We start from the raw sequence: 21,452 nt of genomic DNA, 5'->3' as shown, positions 1-21,452 counted from the left end.
CAAGGACAGGGGAGCCCCCCACCCCACCTCAGACGTTGAAGCCGAACATGCGCATCATGCGCTTCCCCTCCTCCGTCATGCGCGCCGGGGTCCAGGGCGGGGTCCAGACGAACTCCACGTTCACCCCCTGCACCCCCGGTAGGCGCATGACCGCCATCTCCGCATCCGCCTTCACCACGTCCTGGGCGGGGCAGCCGATGGCGGTGAGGGTCATGGTGATGTCCACCACCCCGTTCTCGTGCACCTCCACATCGTAGACGAGGCCCAGGTCCACGATGTTCACCGGGATTTCCGGGTCGTAGACCACCTTTAGGGCCTCGAGGACCTCCTCCTTGGTGGGCAGCTTGGCCTCCGCTTCCATGCCCCTCAGTATACCCGGAAAACCCTATCCCTTTTTGCGGGGTTGTATAATGGCCCTGGTTGGGGAGTAGCCCCAAGCCGGCACCCCGTCAAGACGGGCCTTGGGCCCCGGGGGCCGGGGGCAGAAAGCCCGGGCAAGACCACCGCTTTAGCGGTGGTCTTTTCTTTGTGGAGGCGCGGATGGAAGCAGGCGTGGTTTCGGTCATCCTCATCCTGGTGGCCCTGGAGGTGATCCTCTCCGCGGACAACGCCCTGATCCTCGGGGTCATGGTGCAGAAGCTTCCCGTACACCTAAGGCGGAAGGCCCTTTTCTACGGCATCCTGGGCGCCTACGTGCTAAGGGGCCTTGCCCTCTTCTTCGCCGCCCTCGTCATCCAGCTCTGGTGGGTCCAGGTCCTGGGGGCGGCCTATCTCCTCTACATCGCCCTCAGGCACTTCCTGAAGCCCGAGGAGGCCCACGCCCCGCCCCCTCTAGAGGTGAGCGCCGCCCAGTTCTGGAAGGTGGTGGCCCAGGTGGAGCTCATGGACCTGGCCTTCGCCGTGGACTCGGTGCTGGTGGCGGTGGCGCTTTCCGACAAGCTTTGGGTGATCTACACCGGGGTCTTCCTGGGCATCCTGGCCCTGAGGGCCCTGGCGAGCCTGGTGGTCACCCTCCTGGACGGCTACCCCAGGTTCAAGCACCTGGCCTACGTGGTGGTGGGCCTCGCCGGGGTGAAGCTCCTCGTGGGCGGCTGGGACAAGCTCGTTAAGGAGGCCCTCCACCGCCCCGAACTGGCCGTGGGCTTGGACAAGGAGGCCTTTAGCTTCCTTATCCTGGGCGTTCTCCTCCTGGGAAGCCTTTGGGCCTTAAGGAAGCCTGCGGAGCGCACCGCCTAGGATGTGGGCCTACCTCGCCCCCGCCCTTGTCCTCTTCCTGGAGGTGGGCTTTCCCTTCGGGCTTTTCGTCCCCGGGGGCGACACCCTGCTCCTGGCCCTGGGGGCCTTGGCGGGGGAAGGGCGCCTTAGCCTCTTCCCCCTCCTTCCCCTCCTCTTCCTCGGAAGCTTCCTGGGGCACGGGGTGGGCTACGCCATTGGCCGGGCCCTGGGCAAAGGGGTGCGCAAGCGGCTACCCGAGGCGCTTCTTGCCCGCGCCGAACGGGTCCTGCTTCGCTTGGGCCCCACGGCCCTCCTCCTTGCCCCTTTCCTCCCCGGGGTGCGCACGGCCCTCCCCCTCCTCCTTGGGGCCTTAGGCTTCCCCCTCGCCCTTTACCTGGGCCTTGCCGCCTTGGGGAGCCTCCTTTGGACCCAGGGCCTCGTCCTCCTCGCCTATTTCCTCGGCCAGCGGGTTTCCCCTTGGCTCCTTTGGCCCCTCCTTCTCCTCCTCGCCCTCCTTCCCCTCCTCCGGCGGCGCTAAACGTACTTCTCCCCCCGCACCACGAAGACGTTCTCCACGTAGGCGATGACGGCGTAGTGGGGAAAGTAAGCCTCCTGAAGGCGCTCCAATATCTTTAGGGCCACCTCCTCGGAAACGATGGTCTCTAGGCGGATGTTCTGCCCCTCCCAGTCCACGCTCCGCACGCCCCTCGAGCCCTCCCCCCGGGCAGGGACGATGGTGTAGCCCTTGGCGCCAAGCCGCTTAATCTCCTCCACCAGCCGCTTCTCCAAGAGGCTTTCCGCCACGATGGTCACCAGCTTCAAGGGCACCAGGTTCACGGCTCACCCCCCTATCGCCTTGGCCAGGGCGTGGTAGATGGGTATCCCCAAGACCAGGTTAAAGGGAAAGGTGATGGCCAGGCTCGCCCCTAGGTAGAGGCTGGGGTTGGCCTCGGGCAGGGCGATGCGCACCGCCGCCGGGGCGGCGATGTAGCTGCTGCTCGCCGCCATGGCCCCAAACACCATGGCCCCCCCAGGGGAAAGCCCCCCCAGGTGGCCCAGATAGACCCCAAGGGCCCCGTGGAGGAGGGGGAGGAGGGTCCCGTAAAGGACCAGGCGGAAACCCACCCGCCTCAGGACGGAAAGCCTCGAGGCCGCCACCATCCCCATGTCCAAAAGGAAGAGGGTGAGGGCCCCATAGAAGGGGTCCACGAAGAAGGGCTTGACCCGCTCCATGCCCCTTTCCCCGGAAAGGAGCCCCACCAAAAGCCCCCCCACCAAAAGGACCACGCTCTTCCCCGTCAGCACCTCCCTAAGGGCTTCCCCCAGGTTCCCCCCACCCCGCTTGCCCAAGAGGAGGGCCACCACGATGCCCGGCACCTCCAAGAGGGCCACCAGGGTGGGCAAAAACCCTTCGGGCCTTTCCCCCAGGGCCTGGGCGAAGGTAAGGGCGGCGAGGAAGGTCACGGCGGAAACCGAGCCGTAGTGGGCGGCCAAGGCGGAGGCGTCCACCCGGCTTACCCCCAGGGCCTTCCGGGCCAGGAAATAGCCCGTAAGGGGGCGCAAAAGCCCGAGGAAAAGGGTGGCCAAGGCGGGAAGGAGGAGCACCAGGAAAGGGGTCTTGGAAAGCTCCACCCCGCCCTTAAAGCCGATGGCGAAGAGGAGGTAGATGGATAGCGCCGTATACAGGACCTCGGGAAAGGCCAGGTCGCTTTTCAAAAGCCTTGCCGCCATCCCCAGGAAGAAGGCCAGGACCATGGGGGAAAGGAGGTTTAGCCGAAGGAGCTCTAGGGCGTCCATACCCCCAAGCTTTACTGCGGGAAGAAGGGCTTTTACAATCCGGTACGATGGCGCCTTTGGTAGGTCTTATCATGGGCTCCCGCTCGGACTGGGAAACCATGCGCCACGCCGCGGAAACCCTGGACGCCTTGGGCATCCCCTACGAGGTGCGGGTGGTCTCCGCCCACCGCACCCCCGACCTCATGGCCGCCTACGCCCAAAGCGCCGAGGAACGGGGACTTATGGTCCTCATCGCCGGGGCCGGGGGGGCGGCCCACCTCCCGGGCATGACCGCCGCCCACACCCCCTTGCCCGTGCTCGGGGTCCCCGTGGAAAGCCAAGCCCTCAAAGGGCTAGACTCCCTCCTTTCCATCGTCCAGATGCCCGCCGGCGTCCCCGTGGGCACCCTGGCCATCGGGAGGGCGGGGGCGGTGAACGCCGCCCTCCTCGCCGCCAGCATCATCGGCCTCAAGCACCCTGAGGTGATGGAGCGCCTCAAGGCCTACCGCAAGGCGCAGACGGAGGCCGTCCTGGCCCACCCCGACCCCCGGGAGGAAGCGTGAGGGTGGGCATCCTGGGTGGGGGGCAGCTTGGGCGGATGCTGGCCCTGGCGGGCTACCCCTTGGGGCTTTCCTTCCGCTTCCTGGACCCCTCCCCCGAGGCCTGCGCCGGGCAGGTGGGGGAGCTTTGCGTGGGGGAGTTCGCCGACCTCGAGGCCCTCTCCCGCTTTGCCCAGGGCCTGGACCTCGTGACCTACGAGTTTGAAAACGTCCCGGTGGAGGCGGCCAAGCGCCTGGCCCAAAGCCTCCCCGTTTTCCCGCCCCCCAAGGCCCTGGAGGTGGCCCAGGACCGCCTCCAGGAAAAGTCCTTCATGCGGGCGCTCGGAATCCCCACCCCGCCCTTCCACCCCGTGGACGGGGAGGGGGACCTGAAGGAGGCCCTGAAGGCGGTGGGCCTTCCCGCCCTCCTCAAGACCCGCCGCGGGGGGTACGACGGCAAGGGGCAGGCCCTGGTGCGCACGGAAGGCGAGGCCCTGGAGGCCCTGAAAGCCCTAGGGGAAAAAGGCCTCCTCCTGGAGGGCTTCGTCCCCTTTGACCGGGAGGTCTCCCTCCTCGCCGTGCGGGGACGGGACGGGGCCCTGGCCTTTTATCCCCTGGTGGAAAACCACCACCGAGGGGGGATCCTCCGCCTTTCCTTGGCCCCCGCCCCCGGGCTTGCGGAGGCCCTGCAGCGGAAGGCGGAAGCCTACGCCAAGGAGGCCCTCCGGGCCTTGGACTACGCGGGCGTCCTGGCCCTGGAGTTTTTCCAGGTAGGCGAGGAGCTCCTCTTCAACGAGATGGCCCCCCGGGTCCACAACTCCGGCCACTGGACCCTGGAGGGAGCGGAGACGAGCCAGTTTGAAAACCACCTGAGGGCCATCCTGGGCCTCCCCTTGGGGAGCACCGCCCCTCGGGGATTTAGCGCCATGGCTAACCTCATCGGCCTGAAACCGGACTGGGCGGAGGTCCTGGCCCTGGAGGGCGCCCACCTCCACTGGTACGGCAAGGGGGTACGCCCCGGGCGCAAGGTGGGGCACATCACCCTAAGGCGGGACACCTGGGAGGAGCTCCAAAGGGACCTCCCCCGGCTCCTCGCCCTGGCGGGAAGCCCCGGTATAATCGGGGGCAAAGGAGGCGAAGGATGGACCGGACCCAGCGCCTAAGGGAGGTTATCCGTGCGGCCAAGGCCCACCCCGTCTACCGGGAGAAGCTCAAGGAGGTGGACCCGGAAGGGGTGTCCCCCGAGACCCTCCCCGCCCTGCCCCTCACCACCCGGGAGGAGTGGGTGGCCTACCTCAAGGAACACCCCACCCCTCCAGAAGGGGCAAGGCTCATGCACCTCACCCCAAGCCCCCTCATGGGCTGGATGCCGGAGTACCTCTCCGAGGAGGACCTCCGCTACCAGGCGGAGGCCCTCGCCGCCCACTACCGGCGGCTTGGCCTTACGGGGAAGCGGGTCCTCGTGGCCTTCAGCTACCACGTCTTCGCCGGGGGGTGGCTTTTCCACGAGGCCTTGGTCCTGGCGGGGAACCTGGTCTTCCCCCACGGGCCTGGGGAAGCGGGGCGCATCGCGGAGCTGAGCCCCCAGTTTGACGTGCTGGTCACCAACCCCTCCTTCGCCCTGAAGGTGGCCCAGGCGGGGGGGCGGTTTAGCCTGCTTCTGGCGGGCGGGGAGCCCTTCACCTCGGTGCCCGGCTTCCGGGAAAAGGTGGAGGCCCTTCTGGGCGGGGTGGCCCTGGACGCCTACGGCACCAGCGAGCTCGGTATCGTGGCCGGGGAAAACCTGGCCAAGGACGGGCTTTGGGAAATCCCCGAGATGGCCGTCCTGGAGGTACTGGACCCGGAAACCCTCAAGCCCGTGGCGCCGGGAGAAAAGGGGGAGCTGGTGGTCACCGCCCTAAGCCGCACCCTCATGCCCATGGTCCGCTTCCGCACCGGGGACCTGGCCCTGGCCGAGCGCCGGGAGGGGCTTACCGTCCTGCCCCGCGGGGTCTTCGGCCGCACGGACCAGATGGTGAAGGTGAAGGGGGTAAAGCTCTACCCCACGGAGCTCGCCCCTATCCTGGCGGGCTTCGGCCTGGACCCCAAGGGCTTCCAGGTGGTGGTGGACAGGAAGCTGGAGGGCACGGACAAGCTGGTGCTCCGCCTGAAGGCGGAAAAGGTGCCGGCGGGGCTTTACGAGGCCATCCAGAAGGCCACGGGGCTGAGGCTGGACGAGGTGGAGCTCGTGGGCGAGCTGGAGGGGGGCCTCGTGGTGGACCGCCGCTTCTAGCTCGTTAATCTCTTCTCATAAGCCCTGGGTATACTCCTCCCAAAGCAACGGGGCCCTTGCGGTATAGTGAGGGCAAACCCTGCGCCTTGCGGAAGGAGGCAAGATGCGGTTCTTCGTGCTAGGGGATGTTTCCGTGGACCTGCTCTTTTTTGTGGAGCGTATACCGGAGCCGGGGGAGGAGGTGCCCTCGAGGCGGGCCCTGATGAAGCCAGGGGGGGCAGGGGGCACCTTGGCGGTCCAGCTGGCAAGCCTAGGCCACCGGGTCCAGCTGGCGGGGCGGGTGGGCCAGGACCCCTTCGCCGAGCTCGCCCTGAGCCGGGTGCGGGAGGTGGGGGTGGACCTGAAGCACCTCCAGGAGGACCCCGACCACACCACGAGCTCCGTCCTCATCCTGGTGGTGCCCGGCGGGGAAAGGGCCATGGTGAGCGCTGAAGGAGCGAGCCGCCACCTGGACCCCGCCCTCTTCAAGCCCCGCTACCTGGACACCGTGGACGCCGTGGTCCTCTCCGCCTACGCCCTGGTGGGGGGGGCCACCCGGAGCTACGCCGTGGAGGTCCTGGAGGCCGCCAGGAAACGGGAACTCCCCATCTTCGCCGACTTGGGCACGGGGGCGGTGCGGGCAGCGGGGGCGGAGCTTTTGAAGTACCTAAGAGGCGTTTCTTGGCTCCTCATGAACCAGACCGAGCTCCTCGCCCTCACCGGCGCCTCCTCCCTCTCCGAAGGGGTGGCCCGGCTTCGGGCCGAGGGGTTTGCCCACCTGGCCATCAAGGTGGGGGCCATGGGCTCCATCGTGGTGACCCCGGAAGGGGAGGAGCTCCTAGAGCCTTTCCCCATAGAGGACATCGTGGACTCCACGGGGGCCGGGGACGCCTACACCGCCGCCTTCGCCCACGCCATCTTGGAGGGCAAAAGCCCCGTAGAGGCGGGGAGGCTCGCCAACCTGGCGGGGGCTTTGGCGGCCACGGGGCTTGGGGCCCAGGGCCGCCTGATCACCCTAGAGGACCTCAAAGTAGCGGCGGGCTAGCTCCAAAAAGGCAAGGCCCGCCCGGCCGCTCTTCTCGGGGTGGAACTGGGGGGCGAGGAGGTTTTCCTTGGCCACAAGGGCGGTGAAGGGGGTTCCCTCGTACTCCCCGACCCCGAGGGCGTACGGGGTAAGGGGGCCATAGTAGGAGTTGGCGAAGTAGAAGTGGCGGCCCGTGAGGCGGGCGAAAGGCCCCTGAAAGGCCAGGGCGTTCCAGCCCATCTGGGGGACCCGCCCCCGGGGAAAGCGGCGCACCAGCCCCGGCACCAGCCCAAGCCCCTTCACCCCAGGCGCCTCCTCGCTCCCCTCGTAGAGGACCTGCATCCCCACGCAGATGCCCAGGAAGGGAAGCCCCCTTTCCAGATGGGCGAGGACCCTTTCCAGGAAGCCGCTTCGGGCGAAGGCCTCCATCACCTGGCCGAAGTGGCCCTGGCCCGGGAGGACCAGGAGGTCCGCTTCCGGGTGGGCCTTGGGGTCGGCGGAGACCGCCACGGCGAACCCCGAGGCCTCGAGGGCCTTGGCGGCGCTCCTGAGGTTCCCCGAGCCGTAGTCAAGGAGGAGGGCCCGCACTAAAGCACCCCCTTGGTGCTGGGAAGCCCCTCCCCCGTGAGGCGGGTGGCCTTGTGGAGGGCCCGGGCCAGGGCCTTAAAGCTCGCCTCCAGCACGTGGTGGGCCTCCCGCCCCGCCAAACGCCTCAGGTGGAGGGTAAGCCGCCCGTGGTTCACCAGCCCCCGCAAAAACTCCCGTAGGTGGTAGGGGTTCACCCCGCCCGCCTCCCCCACCACGGGCCACGCCTCGGGGTGGTACGCCAGGTGGGGCCGGCCCGAAAGGTCCACCACGCAGAGGACCAAGGTCTCGTCCATGGGGGCGAAGGCCTCCCCATAGCGCTCTATACCCCTCCCCTCCCCCAAGGCCTCCTTCAGGGCCATACCCAGGGTGATGCCCACGTCCTCCACCAGGTGGTGCACGTCCACCTCCAGGTCCCCCTTAGCCTCCACCTCCAGGAGGAAGCGCCCGTGCCGCTGGAGCTGGAGGAGCATGTGGTCCAAAAAGGGAAGCCCCGTGGCCACCTTCCCCCCCACGGGGCCATCCAAGCCCAAACGGAGGCGGACCCAGGTCTCCGCCGTGCTCCTCTCCACCAAAGCCTCACGCATAGGCCACCCCGAAAGCCGCCCGCAAGAAGGCGTCCATCTCCTCCTTCCGCCCCACGGTGACCCGGATGCACCCGGCAAGGCCCGGGTACCGGTCCTGCCGCCGCACCAAGACCCCTTGGGCGAGGAGGTGGCGGAAGGCCGCCTCGGCGTCCGGCGTCCGCACCAGGAGGAAGTTGGTGTGGCTCGGGTAGGGGTGCCAGGTGGGGTGGGCCTTTAGGACGGTGTAGACCCGTTCCCTTTCCCGCACCACCTCCGCCACCACCTCCCCCACGTAGCCGGGGTTTTCCAAGACCACCTCCAGGACCGCCCCGGTGTGGGCGGGGAGGACAAAGGGGGGGAGCACCTCCCGCACCACCCCCGCCACCCGGGGGTGGGCCAGGAGGTACCCCGCCCGGATCCCCCCTAAGGAGAAAGCCTTAGAGAAGGTGCGCAGGAAAGCCACGTGGGGGTTTTCCCGGCCCAAGGGGCTAAAGTCCGTGCCGGCGAACTCCCGGTAGGCCTCGTCCACCACGAGAAGCCCCTCCACGGCCCTCGCCCTTTCCGCCAGGGCCAAAAGGGCCTCCTCGGGGAAAAGGGCCCCCGTGGGGGCGTGGGGGTTGGGGAGGAAGAAAACCCCGCCCCGGAAGGCGGAAAGGGCTTCCTCCAGGGGCAGGGCGAAGCCCTCCCCCAAGGGCACCGCCCGGTAAGGGGTGCCCGCCACCCGGGCGGCGTGGGCGTAGTGGGGGAAGGAGGGCGCGAGGTCCAACACCCCCTCCGCCGCCAGGCTCAGGGCCAGGATGAGGAGGTTAGAGCCAGGTGCCAGGACGATCCCCTCCTCCGGCCAGTCCAACAGGGCGGCAAGGCGCCTTCTCAGGGTTTCTGCGTGGATTTCTGGGTAGCGGTTCCACGAAAGCCCCCTAAGCCGCCTAAGGGCCTCCTCCTTAAGGGTCTCGGGCAGGTCAAAGGGGCTTTCGTTTTGGTCCAGCTTCACCGGGGCCTCCTCCTTCTTGTAGGGGTAGGGGGTAAGGTCCCGGAGGTGCGCCTTGAAGGCCCGCATGCCCCGAGTATAGCGGCAGACTGGGCGCGCGAACCGGGCCAAAGGAGGCGGAGAAGGACCCGGGGCCGAGATCGCCCGGCAAGCGGGAAGGCACGAGGGGGCGCCCAGCAGCCTGCGGAAAAGGCGGTCAAGGCCCCCACCTTCCCCTGGAAAGGAGGCTTGGAGAAGCCCCGTGGCCCGCCTCCTGCGGGGGTTTCCCATACAAGAGCGCTAGCGGGGTGGGCCCAATACGGGAACAGGCCCTATATTCCCGCTACCCCGATGCCTTCTCCGAAGGCCCATGGGCGAAGCACCATGGACCCCCTTTAGCGCAAGGGAACGCTAAGCCATGCCCGCGGGGTCTTGGCGTTCACCCTTGCGCAGATGGCCTAGCCGGGAGGAGGGAGACCCGCTGGCCCCTTCCCTAGCGCCAGGCCACCACCCGTTCCAAGGGCAGGCGGTGGGAGGGGTACCCCTCCTCGGCGGGATAGCCCAGGGGCAGGAGGGCGGGGATGGCCACGTGGGCGGGGAGGCCCAGAAGGGCCTTTACCTTTTCCGGGTCAAAACCCAACATGGGCACGCTCCCAAGCCCATGGGCTTCCAGGAGGAGAAGCAGGTACCCCAACAGGATGTAGCTCTGCCCCGCTGCCCACTGGGCCCGTTCCTTGGCGTCCATCCCCGCAAAGGCGGCCTGGATGGCCCGCTTTTGCGCCTCCCGCTTCTCCCCTTGCACCCCAGGGTGGATGACCTCGTCCAGGTGGGCGAGGGCGTCCTCGAGGTCCGCATAGAGGACGAGGACCACGGGGGCCTCCTCCACCTGGGCCTGGCCGAAGGCCGCTTCCCTAAGCGCCTTCTTGGTGGCGGCGTCCCGCACCCCCAAAAGGCGCCAGGGTTGCAGGTTCCAAGCGGAAGGCGCCCGGAGGGCAGCCTGGAGAATATCCCGCAGGAGCTCCTCGGGCACGGGGTCCGGCCTATAGCGGCGGATGGAGCGGCGCCTTAGGGCCGCGGTCTTGGCGTCCAAAACGGAAAGGGTAGCCTCCATACCCCTGGGAGGGTACCGGGAAAGCCCAGGGCCCATTTGTGAAGAGAAGCACAATCAGGGGCGGAAGTGGTCGTACCCCCTCCTGGGCACGGCCTGCTCCCGGAAATAGACCCCCTCCCCCTCAGCAAGGCGCCCAGCCCTAAAGAGGGGGAGCCCCGCCTCCTTGGCCCTCGCCTCCACCGCCTCCCTCTTCTCAGGGGGCACCACCAGGACCGCCTCAAACTCCTCTCCCCCAAAGAGGACAAGCTCCAGGGCCTTCGCCTCGCTCCCGGCAAAGGCCAGGACATCGGGGTAGAGGGGCAGGGCCTCCAGCTCCACCCGTACCCCCAGTTCGCTCAGCTGCCAAAGGGTTTCCGCCAGGCCGTCGGAGGAGTCCAGGCTCCCCCGGAGAAGCCCCGCCAAGGCCAAGAGGCCAAGCCGGGGCAAGGGGTAGTGGGCGGCCTCCCGGATGGCGGGAAAAGGGGTGAGGTCTCGCCCTTGGTAGTGGGCGAGGATGGCCGCCCCAAGCCGCCCCCAGCGGTCCCCGGCGAGGTAGAGGAGGTCCCCCGGCAGGGCCCGGCGGGGAAGGGGGCTTTGGGCCTCGGCGAACCCCGCCACCACCAGGGCCACCTCCTCCCCCGCATTGGTGTCCCCCCCGAGAAGGGGGGCCCCAAGCCGGCGCGCCGCCTCCGCCGCCCCCCGCACCAGGCCCAAGGCCAGCGCTTCCTCCGCCTCCGGGGGCAGGAAAAGCCCCAGGGCAAAGCCCAGGGGCCTTCCCATCTTGGCGAGGAGGTCCGAGGCCGTGGCCGCCACCCCCCGAAACCCCACCTCAAAGGGCCCCATGCCCCTTAAGGCCACCTCCCGGTAGCGGAAGCCATCCACCTTGAGGAGAAGGGCCTTTTCCCCCACCCACACCCCCCCGGCGTCGTCCCCTGGGGGGAGGGGGGCGTCCACGGGGTAGCCCAAGGGGGCAAGCTTCTTCAAGAGGGCCCTTTCGCCCAGGTCTTTCAGCCGCATAAACCCAGGCTAGGGTATCATGGCGGGGTGTGCCGGGTTGACCTGTGCCTGAGGCCGTCCCCTGGCCCCCTCATCCTGGTGGAGGTCCTGCCCGCAGGGAGCGTCCTCACCCGCCTCCTGGCCCTGGGGGCGAAAGGGGTCTGGGTGGCCCCGGGGCCCAAGGTGGCCCGCCTCCTGGCGGAAAGCCTGGGCAAGGAAGCCCTTCTTTTGGGCGAGGTGGAGGGCTTTCCCCCCGAGGGGTTCCACGGGCGGCTTTCCCTTCTAGACCTGGAAAAGACGGAGGTGAAGGGCAAAGAGGCCGTCCTGGTGGCGCCCTTCCTCAACGCCAGCGTCCTTCCCGAGGAAAGGGAGGTGTACCTGGCAAGCCTCCGCAACGCCAAGGCGGTGGTGGGGCTGGCCAAAACCCTCCCAAACCCCACCCTACGCCCCTCTGGGGCCCCCGAGCCCCTCCTCTCGGCGGTGGTGGCCCTAGGGTTTTTGCAAAAGCGCCTTTCCCCCGAGGCCCAAAGCCTGGCCACGGCCCTCCTCAAGGCCTTCCCCGACCCCCAGGAGGCCCTTTTCCAAAGCCCGGAAGGGCAGGCCCTCCACAAGGAAGGGCGCACGGAGGAGCTGGCCTGGGCCAGCCTCATCGGGGTGGACCCGGTGGTGCCTAGGCTTGCCGAGACCCGCTTTTTCCCCAAAGAAACCTACGGCCTAAGCCAAAACCGTTACGCCCAGAGGTACGTGGCATGGAGCGGCTGACCCTCCTCGGCCTCCCCCTGGACCCCGTGGACATGGAGGAGGCCCTAAGGCGCATCGGGGGCTTCCTGGAGGAGGCAAGAACCCACCAGGTGGTCACCCTCAACCCCGAGATCGCCGTAAGGGCCCAGGAGGACGAGGCCTTGAGGCGGGCGGTCCTCGAGGCCGAACTCGTCACCCCGGACGGGGTGGGCATCCTCTGGGCGGTGCGGCGGCTCCATGGGATGCACCTTCCCGAACGGGTCACGGGGGTGGACCTAACCCTGGCCCTTTTCCGCCGCTTCCCGGGGCTTAGGGTCTACCTCCTCGGGGGGAGGCCCGGGGTGGCGGAAAGGGCGGCGAGAGAGGCCGAGCGGCTTGGGGCCAAGGTGGTGGGCTTCCACCACGGCTATTTCCAGGAGGAAGCCCCGGTGGTGGAGGCCATCCAAAACCTCGCCCCCGACCTCCTCCTCGTGGGCATGGGGGAAAGGCAGGAGGCCTTCATCCACCGGCACAAGGCCCACCTAGGGGCCAGGGTGGCCATGGGGGTAGGGGGAACCCTGGACGTCCTGGCGGGGGAGGCCAAGCGCCCCCCCCTTTGGGCGCAACGCCTCGGCCTGGAGTGGCTTTTAAGGGTGGGCCTGGACCCCAAGCGCTGGCGGCGGGCCCCGAGGCTTCTGCGCTTCGCTTACCTTGTTCTTAAGGAAGGGCGCTAGAATGCCTCCATGCGGCGGCTTCTTGCGCTCACCCTCCTCCTAGGGCTCACCCTGGCCCAAGGGCTCGTCCTCCCCTTTGAGGGGCCAAGGGGCTACGCCCTGGCCCAGGCCTTCGCCCAGGGCCTGCAAGCGCCTCCCCCCACCCTCCTCGCCCTCCTCCTCCCCGACCTTCCCTGGCGGGGAAGCTACGAGCTTGTGGGGGGGCTTTACACCCGGGCCGGGGCCCGGCTCGCCCTCTCCGCCACGGGGGCCGGGTGGGTGCTCCTGGGGCGGGAGGAGGAAGGGGGCTTAAGGCTCATCCTCGCCACCCCCACCGGGGCCAAGGAGGGGCTTTTCCGGAGCCCTGAGCTCGCCTGGCTCTGGCTCCAGGGCCAGGGCCTCGCCCCCCGGTACGCCCCCTTACCCCCTCCTTCCCTCCCGGAGGAGCGGCTTAGGGCCCTGGCGGAGGGCAAGGACCCCGACCCCTTGCACCAGTCCGCCCTGGACCTGAGGGAAGGCCGGGGCACGGGGCTTTTGGAGGGGGTTTTGCCCAAGCGGCTCCTCCTCCTCTGGCAGGGCACGCTTCCCCCCGCTTACGAGGCCTTCCGCCTCCTGGCCGAGGGTAAGCGGGAGGAGGCCCTAAAGCGGGCCGAGGCCTTGGCCCAAGGGGACACCCTGGAAAGGACCGCGGCCCACCTCCTCTACCGGGCCCTGGAGGATGAGCGCTGGAAGGAAAGCGCAAGGAGCCTCGCCCAGGCCTTTCCCGAGCTCCCCTTGGCCTGGGAGGAGGTGAGCTTCGCCGCCTTCGCCGAGGGCAAAGGGGAAGAGGCCCGGGATGCCCTCCTCCAGGCCCTAAAGCTCAGGCCGGACTACTGGCTTTACTGGACCAACCTGGGGTGGGCCTACTACCTCACGGGGGACCTCCCCCGGGCCATCCTGGCCTCGGAACGGGCCGTTCGGCTCAACCCCAACGCCACCGCCTACTACAACCTGGGGCTTTTCCGGGCCATCTACGGGGACTTCCTGGGGGCCAAGGCCGCCTATGACCGGGCGCTTCGGCTGGACGAGGGCGAGGACTTCCCCGAGGCCCTAAAGGACCTAGAGGGGCGCCAGGAGCCCCTTACCCTCTTCTTCCGCGCCTACCTGGCCGAGCGGGTGGGGCTGGACGCCAAGCCCCTTTACCAGGCCTTCCTCGCCCAGTATCCCAGGCATCCCCTAGGCCCCTCGGCCAGGCGGGCCCTCGCCCGGCTGGAGAAGGGCGGGGTGGGCCTCGAGGTCCTCAGGCTCACCCTCATCCCGGGGGATGTGGACGCCAGGCCCTTCCGGGCCGGGGAGGCGGTCTTCCCCGAGGTGCGCCTCACGGGAAGCCCCTACCTCCAGCGGGGCGCCCTGGAAACCCGCCTCTTTCGGGGAGGCGAGCTCCTCCAAGGGGAAAAGAAGGACCTGGGCTTCCCTCCCCTCGCCACGGGCCTGGTGGAGGTGGCGCCCGCCGTAACCCTCCCCGAGCCCGGCCGGTACACCCTCGAGGTCCGCTACGGGGAGGCCACCGCCCTCCTTCCCCTGGAGGCAGGCCCGCCGAGCCTCGCCCGCAGGCTCTACGCCCTGGGCCTAGAGGTGCGGGACCTCTCGGGCCGGGCCCTCCTGAGCCCCAAGGAGGCCCTGGGGGAAAAGGGGGAAGAGCTCCTCTTGGAGAGGACCCTCGAGGCCCTCAAGGAGGCCGCCCCCTTGGCCACCGGAAGCCGCCTCACCGCTCCCCTGGAAACGGGTCCCTACGCGGGGAAAAGCGTCCAGCAGGCGCTCCAAGACCCCGGGCTTGCGGGGGTACGGGCTTTCTTTGAAGCGGTATTGGCAAACCCCGAACTCCTGGCGGAAAACGACGTGGTAAACGCCTTTGTGAATTGGCTCCTAGGCCTTTCGGAAAACCAGCCCTGAAGAAATCCCCCCGGGCCTAGCCCGGGGGGCAGTCCTTGGGGCTGGTGGAGCCGACGGGACTCGAACCCGTGACCTCCTGAGTGCGATCCGCACGAAAATCCCTGCGCACCGCGGCAAGTCGCGTCAGGAATCGGCACGGATTGGCACGTGGGGGTACTATCCGGTTGGCGCTCTGCTACAGCTCTGCTACAGGCTCACGGGCTCGTTCAGCCGCACCTGGGCGAGGTCTAGTTTGGAGAGGTTCACCACCACGGCCTTCTGTGTGGTCCAGCGCCCCTTGGGAGAGTACAACGTCCCCGCCGGGAACCAGTAGCGGTGCTCGGATTCAGCTTGAGTAGCCAAGAACGCCACGGGGTCCAGATAGCCCTCCTCGATGGCCTTGCGGTTCATCCCGGGCCAGTAGTCCGGTGGAAGAGGTTTCCGCCGCACCTCAAAGTGCAGGTGGGCGAGAAAGGGGGCTCGAGGGTCCCCTCTCCCCACGCTCCCGATGGCCTCTCCCGCCAGCACCACGTCCCCCTCCTCCACGGCGACGAAGGCGAGATGGGCGTACTGGGTGGCGAGGTACGGGAGCCCCAGGAGCTGGGCCAGGGTGGGGTGCTCAATGAGGACGACATTTCCCCACACTCTGTGACTCCCGGTGTGGACCACCCGGCCCGCCGCAATGGAGCAGACGGGGTAGCCATAGTCCTCATTGCCGCTGGTACCCACTAGGTTTAGGTCCACGCCAGGGTGCTCCGCCGGTGGGAGGCCAGCAGAGCGCCTCCAGGCCGGATAGCGTGGGTCTAAAAACCCGGCGTCTACCCTGGCCCTTTCAGGAAACCGGAACGGATGTATGACCCTCATTGACTGCCTCCAAGGAACGGGCTCATCGTTTGAACATCTCAAACCCGGCAGACACGACGGCACCAACGAGCATGATGAGGAGTGCCCACACTATGGCCTGCCAGGTCTGCATCCGGCCTAAAAGGGCCTCCAGGCGGCCCTCCAGGCGGGTCAGGGCCTGCTCCACTCGCCGCAGGTCCTCCCTCATCTCCTCCACCCCGTCCATGCGGCGCTGGAGCTCCTGGATGAGGGCGTTGTGCCTCTCGGTGGTGCGTTCTAGATGCTCCAGCCGCGTATAGACCCTGTCCTCCATGTCACCACCTCAACCCTGCTCCGATTGCCCACCGCCAGGAGCTTGGCAGGCGACCGAGCTCCAGCGTGGCCCACCAGCCTGGCAGGTAGAGCCCCAGGAGGGCGTAGAGCCCTACCTGAGGCTCCGGCCAGGACCGGGCCTCCAGGCCCAAAGCCGCTTCCACCGGACCCTGAGCCCAGAGGACCTCCTCGGCGTAGCACACCCCCCAGAGCGGAGGGCCGTAGACGACCCTGCACGCCGCACGGCCACCCGCCAGGGCGCTACCGCAGGCGAGCGCGCCCAGCGTCAGTAGGAGCGTTCCCACCCGGCGCATTCTTGCCGCCCCCCCCACTGGCGATGGAGCGGAGCCACGCAGTACCACCAGAGGCCGCGAGGCCCGCCCCGATGCCGAAGGTGAGCCAGTCTGGTCCCACATACCCCATGCGGTGGCCCAGGTAGGCGAGGGCCACGCCGAGGGCCAGGGAGAGGCCCACCACGGCCACGCCGTCCAGGGACCGGAGAACATGCTTCCGGATGAGCGCCACCAGTGCGGCCACCACCGCCGCCAGGGAAGCCGTGGAAGCGAACCACTGGGAGATGTCGGTGGGGATGCCCCCCTCCTGGGCCAGCGCCAGGCCGGAGAGAGCGAAACCAAGGGCCAGAACCGTCCTAAACCGCATCTTCTTTCCCATACCTACCTCCTCTTTACCCACAGCGTAGACCCAACCCAGCGAGCCACGCTCACGGGGAGCTCCTGCCCGTCCAGGTTGAGCTCCTTCACCCGGATAAGCCCCTCGGGGTGTTCCAACCCCACCGCCTCGGCGTAGACAGCGGCCACCCGGCGAAGCCACCCCCGTCCGAATGTTGGGAAATGGGGCAGGGCAGCGTAGTACTCGCATCTGTCGCGGTGGAACTGGGCTAGGCCCAGGAGGGGGTGGCGGGAGAGCGCCTCACGCAGGCTATTCGTGAGCGCCTTGCGCACCCACCCTACCCCGTGCTGGACGGCGGAGTCAAACACATAGAGGGCGACGCCGGTGTCATCCGTCACGCTCTAGGTCAATAGACGATCATGCTCTAGGTTAATTTGACGCAGTTCAATCATGCTTTGGGTTAACGATGTGAGCCGTTATGCAACAGAAAGGTGAGCCGACTGAACGCACATCAGTTGACCGCAATTCTGGGCTTATGCGCGGTGCAGGTGTCCGACTAGGTAGTGCGCAAGGTCGGGTCGGGGCATGGAGCCCCGACCCTAGGGGTCGAGGCGGTAAGGGGACATCCCGGCCGTCCAGAGCCGTTAGGGTGCGCCACCTCCTATTTTCTCCTTTGTGGTTTCGTCGGGACGAACAGGCCAGGGAACATCTCCCGCCAGTACCTGCTCGTCAGTGAGGATGCCAGGCAAATCACGCAATGCTTGCCGGTAGTTGGCCCACTCCTCCGGCACAGGCTCACCGCGCTCATAAGCTCGAACCACGATCCAATCGGCATCTGCCAGGCGGCGGTTCCGCTCGGCCCTCAAAGCGGCCCACGCCCGGCGGATGCGCTCCTCCTTGGTAAGAACCCTAAGTTTAGCCATCTAGCACCTCCTCTCGCACTTCCGGCTCCTCGCCCTCATACCAGAGGAGAAGCCGGACCTCCAGGGTGCCGTCCTCCAGGCACCGGGCGCTCACCACCGGGCTGAACGGGAGCACCTCTGGTTCCACTACCTCTACTGAGTCCCCCGGCTGGAGGACGGAGAGGTCGTATTGCTCCGTTAGCTCCTGCCCTGGCGTGGCCAGGGTGGCCGTGAGGACCCTGCCGCTCCAGGAGTAGCGAAGAGAGTGGCCGGGCAGAGCTAATTGAGGGGTGTAGGATACCCGAATCATTATTAGTACCACCTCCCGATGGCGATGTAGTAAGAGAAAATGGGCGCCCCGCTAATCTGGTAGATAGCCCCTATGTTGAACCTAGTCGCGGACGGGTTCCAGACTACAAATGATTTCAGTTGGGCATCGGCGACGTCGCCTCCTAGAGCTATGGAGGGTTCGTCCACGAAGGCGGCTGGAAAAGTCACTCCGAGGAGGTCTCTGGTGTAGACGGTTACGCCCCTCTGAACTGAAACTTCGGACGCGCTGGCCCACCTACTAGTAGGTTGTTTCGCCCAACAAATCTGCGTCCCATCGGCGAAGCGCACAAACGACCCGTTGGAGTTAGAGCCGTATGCCACAATCTTGCGCCCCGCACTATCCAGGGGCATCCCGTCGCTGTCCAAAATAGACACGCCAAAGGCCAATTTTGAAACGGTAATGCTGGCATCGGCCAGTTGTGCAGTTCCCACCGCTCCCGGGGCCAGCTTAGCACCATTTACCGCCCCATTGGCCAATTTTGCGGTCGTTACGCTCCCGTCAGCTAGCTTGTCTGTGGTAACGGAACCATCGGGATGGTCCAGGACTGGCGCGGTCCGGTGGGCAGAGAGGGTGGTGCCGCCCTGGTTGGCTTCAAGGGCTCCCACCCTATTCGCGAGCCCGGCTATGGTATCAGGCGGTGTAGCATCCCAATTCGTGCCCAGGATGGCCCCTATGCGGCTCTTCAGGCGCTCCGTGCGGTTGAGGAGCTTCTGGAAGAGCGTCCTGAGCGGCCCGATGTTTCGGGGTTCCCCCGGAAGGGGCACTTCAAACTGCGTCTCCCACTGGTCTTGCGGCGTCAGGTTCTCAGGCATGTCTACCTCCTACAGCTACAGGATTTGGATGGGCTCAGGGTTCCATGTCCTCCCGTCGTCCCATGCCCCACCGTCGTCCCATGCATCCCGGAGTCCGGAGACGTACCAAATGCTCCGGACCCGAGCGTGGGCAGGCTTCACCTCCCGCAACAGAGTAGGGATGCGGATGACCTCCGTGGCGGCCAGTTGGTAGTCCCACGGGGTGCCGTCGTCCCATGCCCCCACCCCGTCATTCCAGCGGTCGGTAACGTAGGCGGCCACTTCGGGCCACAGATACACGGAAAACTCGGCCCAGATGGCGGGGTCATCCAGGTAGTGCTCGCGGACGAAGGCCTGGTAGCCCGCCGCGCGAAGCCACAGGAGGACCCCGGGCAGGGTCCCGGCCTTCTCCCAAAACACCCGGGCCAGGCGGACCCGCTGGCGGAAGGCGTCTATGTATTCACCGGGGAAGGTGGGCATGGCCCGGTCGTGGGCCAATTGCAAGAGCGCTTGGGTATCGGCGTAGCTGGGATGCCGCGCTTGCACCGCGTCTACCGCCGCATCTACCGTCCGGTCCAGAGTGCTCCCCAATGCCCTAGCCCACGCCTGGCCGCGGTCGCCGTGTAGCCATGGGGGTTGCACCTTCGGCAGCCAGTCTGCGTACGACATCTAGACCTCCTGCCACGTGAGGGTCGGTGCGAGCACCAGGGCTTCGGTGGGGGCGAGAGCAACATCGGCGCTGGGGGCAGACAGGACCACGTTCACCACGTGCGGGCGGACAAAGAGGGCTTCCACTAGCCGGGAACGGTACAGGGTGCCCCCTATGGGCATCTCCCGCTGCAGCGCGCTGAGTTCACTAACCACTGAGGATTGGGCCGCAGAGAGATGCCCAGTCCGAACGGCAATGGTGGCGCTCACATTGACCACCCGAGGCGTGGCGGCATAGACCAACACGTTGGCCGTGAGGGGACGGCGCTCCTGGATGTAGGCGTCCACCTGGGCCACCACGTCGGCTCCTAGGCCACCCTCGCCCCAGACCACCACGTCCACCGTGCCCTGCCCTCGAGGGTGGTCATCCAGCACCCGCACCTTGGTTACCGCAGGATGGGCGGTGAGAGCCCAGAACTCGTAGGCGTGGCGGGTCGCCCCACCCCCCAGCTCAGCCCAGCGGGTGCGGCAGCGCCCCCGCAGCTCCTCGTCCGTTTCCTCGTCCCGGCCCGCCTCCAGGAGCCAGTCGGGCGGGTTCGTGGCGCTCACTCCCGGCAGGGGGGTGTGCAGGATGGAAATGGCCCCAGCGGGCACGTTGTACCGGGAACCGGGACTTTCCGCTTGCACCTCCACGTCCAGCTGACCTCCCGATTGGAGCAGCCCTCCGGTGGTGTTTTGGTAAAGTAGCCCGTCTGCGGTACCTAGCCACAGGTCGCCGGGCTGGATGTTGTAGGGGCCAGAACCGGGGCTTGCCGTCAGCCGCACCCGCCCGCGGGCAAACGTGGCCCGCTTCCGTTCCAGGGCGAAAAACTCCTCTGCCAACAGATCTAGCCATGGCCCCTGTGCCGTGGAGAGGTAGCCCCCCCGGGCGATTTGGGCAATGGTGCGCCAAAGGTCCTCCAGCCCCAGAGCAGGAGTCTCCACGGCCACGTGGCGGGCCACACTCCCAGGTACGAAGTCGGTCAAGGGGAACCCCTGGCGGGCGAGTTCGTCCAGGAGCATTTGCCGAAGCTCGTCCCGTGTTCGGGGCGTCAGCAACTCATCCAGGGTAGGCATTCAGCACCTCCACGCTCACCCGGTCCACGCTGAGGACCAGGTCAAAGGGCCCTTGGTCCGTCTCCAAGCGCAGGGCCACCCGCACGCGGTGGTCCGGTTCTGGGGCCACGCTGGCCTCGGCGAAGCGCACCCGGGGGTCCTTCTCGGCCTCCTGCTCCACCAGGATGCGCATCTCCTCCAGGAGCTCTGGGGTCATGGCCTCGTTCAAGTAGCGCCGCAGGTCCAGCCCGTACCCCGGGGCGTACCAGAGCGCCCCCCTCGGGGTGATGTAGCGGCGGGCGATGGCCCGGGCCAGGTTCTCCAGGCCGGAGACCCGGCGCCAGGTCAGCTCTTCAGTGATGTCGGTCCCGAAGTCGGTCATGGTTCACCCCGAAAAGACCTTGGAACTGCCGCCGATTATCTGGCCCACAGCCGCCCCCACCTGCACCGGGTCCCCCACCCGGGCCACAGGGGGGCCGCCCCCGGCAAGGAGGATTTGGGGGGCGTCCACCACGACCCGGACGGGGTCCTCCACCCGGATCTCTCCCGCTTCGTCGTCCACCCGGACCCGGCGGCCAGACACGGAGCGGATCTCTACCACCACCGTTCCCCCGGCCTCCCACAGGTAGGCCACGGGGCGCTCAGGGTTTCCCCCCTCAAACCCGAGGAGTACCCGGCTACCCGATTTGACCCGCACGTACGCCCCGGGGAGGAACACGCGCAGGGGCACCCGGACGAGGTGAGGGAAGCGCGGGTCGTCCGGGCGGAGGTCCAGGTGCATGTCCCCGTGGTCCAGGAGGACCTCCGCCGGGTAGAGGGCGAGGAAGTCTATGCCCTCGGGGTAGACGAGGGCCTTCAGAGCGCGAACGGCTCGCTCACGCACGCCACACCTCCATCGTGGCCATCTCCAGCCGATAGACGATTCGGCTCACCCGGACGGGCACCCGCACCCCACCTAGCCAGAGGGTGGCCTCCGCGCCCGGGCGGAGGGAGAGGTCCAGGGGGGCTAGGTACGCCCCGGGGCCGAGGGCTTTCGCCCCGGGCACCTCGGGGCCCTTGGGCCACTCGGGGCGCTCCGCGTGGACCTTTCCGTCCTCGCCCACGTAGATCGCCCGCCCCTCCCTTTCCGCCAGCCGCCAGAGGAGCCGGTAGGCGCTCTCGGCGTGGCGGACCCAGACCCTGAGGACGCTGGGCAGGTCCAGCGCCCCAGGCTTCTCCCCTACCTCCTTCAGGGCGTCTTCCGCCACCAGGCGGGCGGGCACGCCCTGGTAGTAGCGGGGGCGCAGGACGCGGTGGAGGGCGCCCGCCCCGGCCACCCAGCGCACCAGGGGCCAGCCCTCCGGGGTGCGCATGATCTGGACGGGCGTGCCATGGAGGACGAGCTCCACGTCGTCATGGAAAAGGCGAAGGGGCGCGGGCGCCCCTTCGGTCACGGAGTGCTCCCCGTGAGGGACCCCGAGGAGGAGGGTGGCGTGGGCCCGTCCGGGGTAGGGCCGCACCACCTCCCCGGTGGCGATGGGGTCGTCGCCTAACTTAAAGCTCGCCAT

General features: G+C 67.8%; 29 protein-coding genes. 9 read left to right on the top strand and 20 right to left on the bottom strand.

From position 1 onward, the window contains the following. Window positions 1-28 precede the first annotated feature (28 nt). Window positions 29-361 carry a metal-sulfur cluster assembly factor gene (locus A0O31_RS08170; RefSeq protein ID WP_071677440.1) on the bottom strand — a complete coding sequence of 111 codons (333 nt, stop codon included), beginning with the start codon at window positions 359-361 and terminating at the stop codon, window positions 29-31. Window positions 362-540: 179 nt separating this feature from the next. Here A0O31_RS08170 and A0O31_RS08165 point away from each other — a divergent pair, with 179 nt between their 5' ends. Beyond that, on the top strand, window positions 541-1,236 hold the full coding sequence (locus tag A0O31_RS08165) for a TerC family protein (RefSeq protein ID WP_071677439.1): 696 nt from the start codon (window positions 541-543) through the stop codon (window positions 1,234-1,236). Between the two features lies 1 nt (window position 1,237). After that, window positions 1,238-1,753 (top strand): VTT domain-containing protein, encoded by a 516-nt coding sequence (locus A0O31_RS08160; protein WP_071677438.1) that lies wholly within the window; start codon window positions 1,238-1,240, stop codon window positions 1,751-1,753. Here the strand turns inward: A0O31_RS08160 and A0O31_RS08155 are convergent. Beyond that, window positions 1,750-2,052 carry a P-II family nitrogen regulator gene (locus tag A0O31_RS08155; RefSeq protein ID WP_071677437.1) on the bottom strand — a complete coding sequence of 101 codons (303 nt, stop codon included), beginning with the start codon at window positions 2,050-2,052 and terminating at the stop codon, window positions 1,750-1,752. The two genes, A0O31_RS08160 and A0O31_RS08155, sit on opposite strands and share 4 nt — an antisense overlap. Before the next feature lie 3 nt (window positions 2,053-2,055). After that, on the bottom strand, window positions 2,056-3,012 hold the full coding sequence (locus A0O31_RS08150) for a sodium-dependent bicarbonate transport family permease (RefSeq protein WP_071677436.1): 957 nt from the start codon (window positions 3,010-3,012) through the stop codon (window positions 2,056-2,058). 47 nt (window positions 3,013-3,059) lie between these two features. Between A0O31_RS08150 and purE the strand changes: the two genes are divergently transcribed. The 4 genes from purE (at window position 3,060) to A0O31_RS08130 (ending at window position 6,826) form a co-directional block, all read left to right on the top strand. Further along, window positions 3,060-3,554, top strand: coding sequence for a 5-(carboxyamino)imidazole ribonucleotide mutase (gene purE / locus A0O31_RS08145; RefSeq protein WP_071677435.1), 495 nt, complete (start codon window positions 3,060-3,062; stop codon window positions 3,552-3,554). Next, complete coding sequence (locus A0O31_RS08140) at window positions 3,551-4,693, top strand: 5-(carboxyamino)imidazole ribonucleotide synthase (RefSeq protein WP_071677434.1); 1,143 nt, start codon at window positions 3,551-3,553, stop codon at window positions 4,691-4,693. Before purE ends, A0O31_RS08140 begins: the two co-directional genes overlap by 4 nt. Further along, window positions 4,672-5,802: a phenylacetate--CoA ligase family protein gene (locus A0O31_RS08135; protein ID WP_071677433.1), complete on the top strand. Its 1,131-nt coding sequence runs from the start codon at window positions 4,672-4,674 to the stop codon at window positions 5,800-5,802. The genes A0O31_RS08140 and A0O31_RS08135 overlap by 22 nt, the downstream gene beginning before the upstream one ends. 103 nt (window positions 5,803-5,905) lie before the next feature. Then, on the top strand, window positions 5,906-6,826 hold the full coding sequence (locus A0O31_RS08130) for a carbohydrate kinase family protein (RefSeq protein ID WP_071677432.1): 921 nt from the start codon (window positions 5,906-5,908) through the stop codon (window positions 6,824-6,826). Here A0O31_RS08130 and hisH read toward each other — a convergent pair. From hisH to A0O31_RS08105, 5 genes are all read right to left on the bottom strand, one after another. Then, window positions 6,797-7,393: an imidazole glycerol phosphate synthase subunit HisH gene (hisH, locus tag A0O31_RS08125; RefSeq protein ID WP_071677431.1), complete on the bottom strand. Its 597-nt coding sequence runs from the start codon at window positions 7,391-7,393 to the stop codon at window positions 6,797-6,799. The genes A0O31_RS08130 and hisH overlap by 30 nt on opposite strands. After that, window positions 7,393-7,977: an imidazoleglycerol-phosphate dehydratase HisB gene (hisB, locus tag A0O31_RS08120; protein WP_071677430.1), complete on the bottom strand. Its 585-nt coding sequence runs from the start codon at window positions 7,975-7,977 to the stop codon at window positions 7,393-7,395. The genes hisH and hisB overlap by 1 nt, the downstream gene beginning before the upstream one ends. Continuing rightward, entirely contained in the window at window positions 7,970-9,013 is a 1,044-nt protein-coding gene (locus A0O31_RS08115) for a pyridoxal phosphate-dependent aminotransferase (protein WP_071677429.1), read from the bottom strand. Before A0O31_RS08115 ends, hisB begins: the two co-directional genes overlap by 8 nt. A 403-nt stretch (window positions 9,014-9,416) precedes the next feature. Further along, entirely contained in the window at window positions 9,417-10,034 is a 618-nt protein-coding gene (locus tag A0O31_RS08110) for a nitroreductase family protein (RefSeq protein WP_071677428.1), read from the bottom strand. 54 nt (window positions 10,035-10,088) lie between these two features. Then, window positions 10,089-11,030 carry a thiamine-phosphate kinase gene (locus A0O31_RS08105; protein WP_071677427.1) on the bottom strand — a complete coding sequence of 314 codons (942 nt, stop codon included), beginning with the start codon at window positions 11,028-11,030 and terminating at the stop codon, window positions 10,089-10,091. Window positions 11,031-11,057: 27 nt separating this feature from the next. Between A0O31_RS08105 and A0O31_RS08100 the strand changes: the two genes are divergently transcribed. The 3 genes from A0O31_RS08100 to A0O31_RS08090 are packed head-to-tail and all read left to right on the top strand — an operon-like array spanning window position 11,058 to window position 14,374. After that, window positions 11,058-11,771, top strand: a complete 714-nt coding sequence (locus tag A0O31_RS08100; RefSeq protein ID WP_071677426.1) for a 2-phosphosulfolactate phosphatase — start codon at window positions 11,058-11,060, stop codon at window positions 11,769-11,771. Further along, window positions 11,759-12,463, top strand: coding sequence for a WecB/TagA/CpsF family glycosyltransferase (locus tag A0O31_RS08095; RefSeq protein WP_071677425.1), 705 nt, complete (start codon window positions 11,759-11,761; stop codon window positions 12,461-12,463). Before A0O31_RS08100 ends, A0O31_RS08095 begins: the two co-directional genes overlap by 13 nt. A 9-nt stretch (window positions 12,464-12,472) precedes the next feature. Then, complete coding sequence (locus A0O31_RS08090; protein ID WP_071677424.1) at window positions 12,473-14,374, top strand: tetratricopeptide repeat protein; 1,902 nt, start codon at window positions 12,473-12,475, stop codon at window positions 14,372-14,374. 186 nt (window positions 14,375-14,560) lie between these two features. Here A0O31_RS08090 and A0O31_RS08085 read toward each other — a convergent pair whose 3' ends face one another. The 12 genes from A0O31_RS08085 to A0O31_RS08025 form a co-directional block, all read right to left on the bottom strand. Then, window positions 14,561-15,097, bottom strand: a complete 537-nt coding sequence (locus A0O31_RS08085) for a murein hydrolase activator EnvC family protein (RefSeq protein WP_237258985.1) — start codon at window positions 15,095-15,097, stop codon at window positions 14,561-14,563. Window positions 15,098-15,239: 142 nt separating this feature from the next. After that, window positions 15,240-15,509, bottom strand: a complete 270-nt coding sequence (locus A0O31_RS08080) for a hypothetical protein (RefSeq protein WP_071677422.1) — start codon at window positions 15,507-15,509, stop codon at window positions 15,240-15,242. A gap of 260 nt (window positions 15,510-15,769) precedes the next feature. Beyond that, entirely contained in the window at window positions 15,770-16,180 is a 411-nt protein-coding gene (locus tag A0O31_RS08070; protein WP_071677420.1) for a hypothetical protein, read from the bottom strand. Between the two features lie 2 nt (window positions 16,181-16,182). Beyond that, on the bottom strand, window positions 16,183-16,536 hold the full coding sequence (locus A0O31_RS08065) for a lysozyme family protein (RefSeq protein ID WP_071677419.1): 354 nt from the start codon (window positions 16,534-16,536) through the stop codon (window positions 16,183-16,185). Window positions 16,537-16,782: 246 nt separating this feature from the next. Continuing rightward, window positions 16,783-17,061 carry a phage tail assembly chaperone gene (locus tag A0O31_RS08060; RefSeq protein WP_071677418.1) on the bottom strand — a complete coding sequence of 93 codons (279 nt, stop codon included), beginning with the start codon at window positions 17,059-17,061 and terminating at the stop codon, window positions 16,783-16,785. Continuing rightward, window positions 17,054-17,350 (bottom strand): hypothetical protein, encoded by a 297-nt coding sequence (locus tag A0O31_RS08055; RefSeq protein WP_071677417.1) that lies wholly within the window; start codon window positions 17,348-17,350, stop codon window positions 17,054-17,056. Before A0O31_RS08055 ends, A0O31_RS08060 begins: the two co-directional genes overlap by 8 nt. Before the next feature lie 2 nt (window positions 17,351-17,352). Beyond that, entirely contained in the window at window positions 17,353-18,183 is an 831-nt protein-coding gene (locus A0O31_RS08050) for a hypothetical protein (RefSeq protein WP_071677416.1), read from the bottom strand. 15 nt (window positions 18,184-18,198) lie between these two features. After that, on the bottom strand, window positions 18,199-18,708 hold the full coding sequence (locus A0O31_RS08045) for a hypothetical protein (RefSeq protein ID WP_152024420.1): 510 nt from the start codon (window positions 18,706-18,708) through the stop codon (window positions 18,199-18,201). A gap of 123 nt (window positions 18,709-18,831) precedes the next feature. Next, window positions 18,832-19,926, bottom strand: a complete 1,095-nt coding sequence (locus A0O31_RS08040; protein WP_071677414.1) for a baseplate J/gp47 family protein — start codon at window positions 19,924-19,926, stop codon at window positions 18,832-18,834. Continuing rightward, on the bottom strand, window positions 19,910-20,287 hold the full coding sequence (locus tag A0O31_RS08035) for a hypothetical protein (RefSeq protein WP_071677413.1): 378 nt from the start codon (window positions 20,285-20,287) through the stop codon (window positions 19,910-19,912). The genes A0O31_RS08040 and A0O31_RS08035 overlap by 17 nt, the downstream gene beginning before the upstream one ends. Window positions 20,288-20,290: 3 nt before the next feature. After that, window positions 20,291-20,788 (bottom strand): hypothetical protein, encoded by a 498-nt coding sequence (locus A0O31_RS08030; RefSeq protein WP_071677412.1) that lies wholly within the window; start codon window positions 20,786-20,788, stop codon window positions 20,291-20,293. Beyond that, window positions 20,781-21,452, bottom strand: coding sequence for a hypothetical protein (locus A0O31_RS08025; RefSeq protein WP_071677411.1), 672 nt, complete (start codon window positions 21,450-21,452; stop codon window positions 20,781-20,783). The genes A0O31_RS08030 and A0O31_RS08025 overlap by 8 nt, the downstream gene beginning before the upstream one ends.

Origin of the sequence: Thermus brockianus, assembly GCF_001880325.1 — a bacterium.
Lineage (GTDB): Bacteria > Deinococcota > Deinococci > Deinococcales > Thermaceae > Thermus > Thermus brockianus.
Note: the sequence above shows the minus strand (reverse complement) of the source record. Positions and strands in the feature narration are given on the sequence as shown.

Coding starts and splice junctions, on each gene's coding strand:
- A0O31_RS08170 (WP_071677440.1), bottom strand. CDS start 361: ATGGAAGCGGAGGCCAAGCTGCCCACCAAGGAGGAGGTCCTCGAGGCC.
- A0O31_RS08165 (WP_071677439.1), top strand. CDS start 541: ATGGAAGCAGGCGTGGTTTCGGTCATCCTCATCCTGGTGGCCCTGGAG.
- A0O31_RS08160 (WP_071677438.1), top strand. CDS start 1,238: ATGTGGGCCTACCTCGCCCCCGCCCTTGTCCTCTTCCTGGAGGTGGGC.
- A0O31_RS08150 (WP_071677436.1), bottom strand. CDS start 3,012: ATGGACGCCCTAGAGCTCCTTCGGCTAAACCTCCTTTCCCCCATGGTC.
- purE (WP_071677435.1), top strand. CDS start 3,060: ATGGCGCCTTTGGTAGGTCTTATCATGGGCTCCCGCTCGGACTGGGAA.
- A0O31_RS08135 (WP_071677433.1), top strand. CDS start 4,672: ATGGACCGGACCCAGCGCCTAAGGGAGGTTATCCGTGCGGCCAAGGCC.
- A0O31_RS08130 (WP_071677432.1), top strand. CDS start 5,906: ATGCGGTTCTTCGTGCTAGGGGATGTTTCCGTGGACCTGCTCTTTTTT.
- hisB (WP_071677430.1), bottom strand. CDS start 7,977: ATGCGTGAGGCTTTGGTGGAGAGGAGCACGGCGGAGACCTGGGTCCGC.
- A0O31_RS08115 (WP_071677429.1), bottom strand. CDS start 9,013: ATGCGGGCCTTCAAGGCGCACCTCCGGGACCTTACCCCCTACCCCTAC.
- A0O31_RS08110 (WP_071677428.1), bottom strand. CDS start 10,034: ATGGAGGCTACCCTTTCCGTTTTGGACGCCAAGACCGCGGCCCTAAGG.
- A0O31_RS08105 (WP_071677427.1), bottom strand. CDS start 11,030: ATGCGGCTGAAAGACCTGGGCGAAAGGGCCCTCTTGAAGAAGCTTGCC.
- A0O31_RS08095 (WP_071677425.1), top strand. CDS start 11,759: ATGGAGCGGCTGACCCTCCTCGGCCTCCCCCTGGACCCCGTGGACATG.
- A0O31_RS08090 (WP_071677424.1), top strand. CDS start 12,473: ATGCGGCGGCTTCTTGCGCTCACCCTCCTCCTAGGGCTCACCCTGGCC.
- A0O31_RS08080 (WP_071677422.1), bottom strand. CDS start 15,509: ATGGAGGACAGGGTCTATACGCGGCTGGAGCATCTAGAACGCACCACC.
- A0O31_RS08070 (WP_071677420.1), bottom strand. CDS start 16,180: ATGGGAAAGAAGATGCGGTTTAGGACGGTTCTGGCCCTTGGTTTCGCT.
- A0O31_RS08060 (WP_071677418.1), bottom strand. CDS start 17,061: ATGGCTAAACTTAGGGTTCTTACCAAGGAGGAGCGCATCCGCCGGGCG.
- A0O31_RS08055 (WP_071677417.1), bottom strand. CDS start 17,350: ATGATTCGGGTATCCTACACCCCTCAATTAGCTCTGCCCGGCCACTCT.
- A0O31_RS08050 (WP_071677416.1), bottom strand. CDS start 18,183: ATGCCTGAGAACCTGACGCCGCAAGACCAGTGGGAGACGCAGTTTGAA.
- A0O31_RS08040 (WP_071677414.1), bottom strand. CDS start 19,926: ATGCCTACCCTGGATGAGTTGCTGACGCCCCGAACACGGGACGAGCTT.
- A0O31_RS08035 (WP_071677413.1), bottom strand. CDS start 20,287: ATGACCGACTTCGGGACCGACATCACTGAAGAGCTGACCTGGCGCCGG.
- A0O31_RS08025 (WP_071677411.1), bottom strand. CDS start 21,452: ATGGCGAGCTTTAAGTTAGGCGACGACCCCATCGCCACCGGGGAGGTG.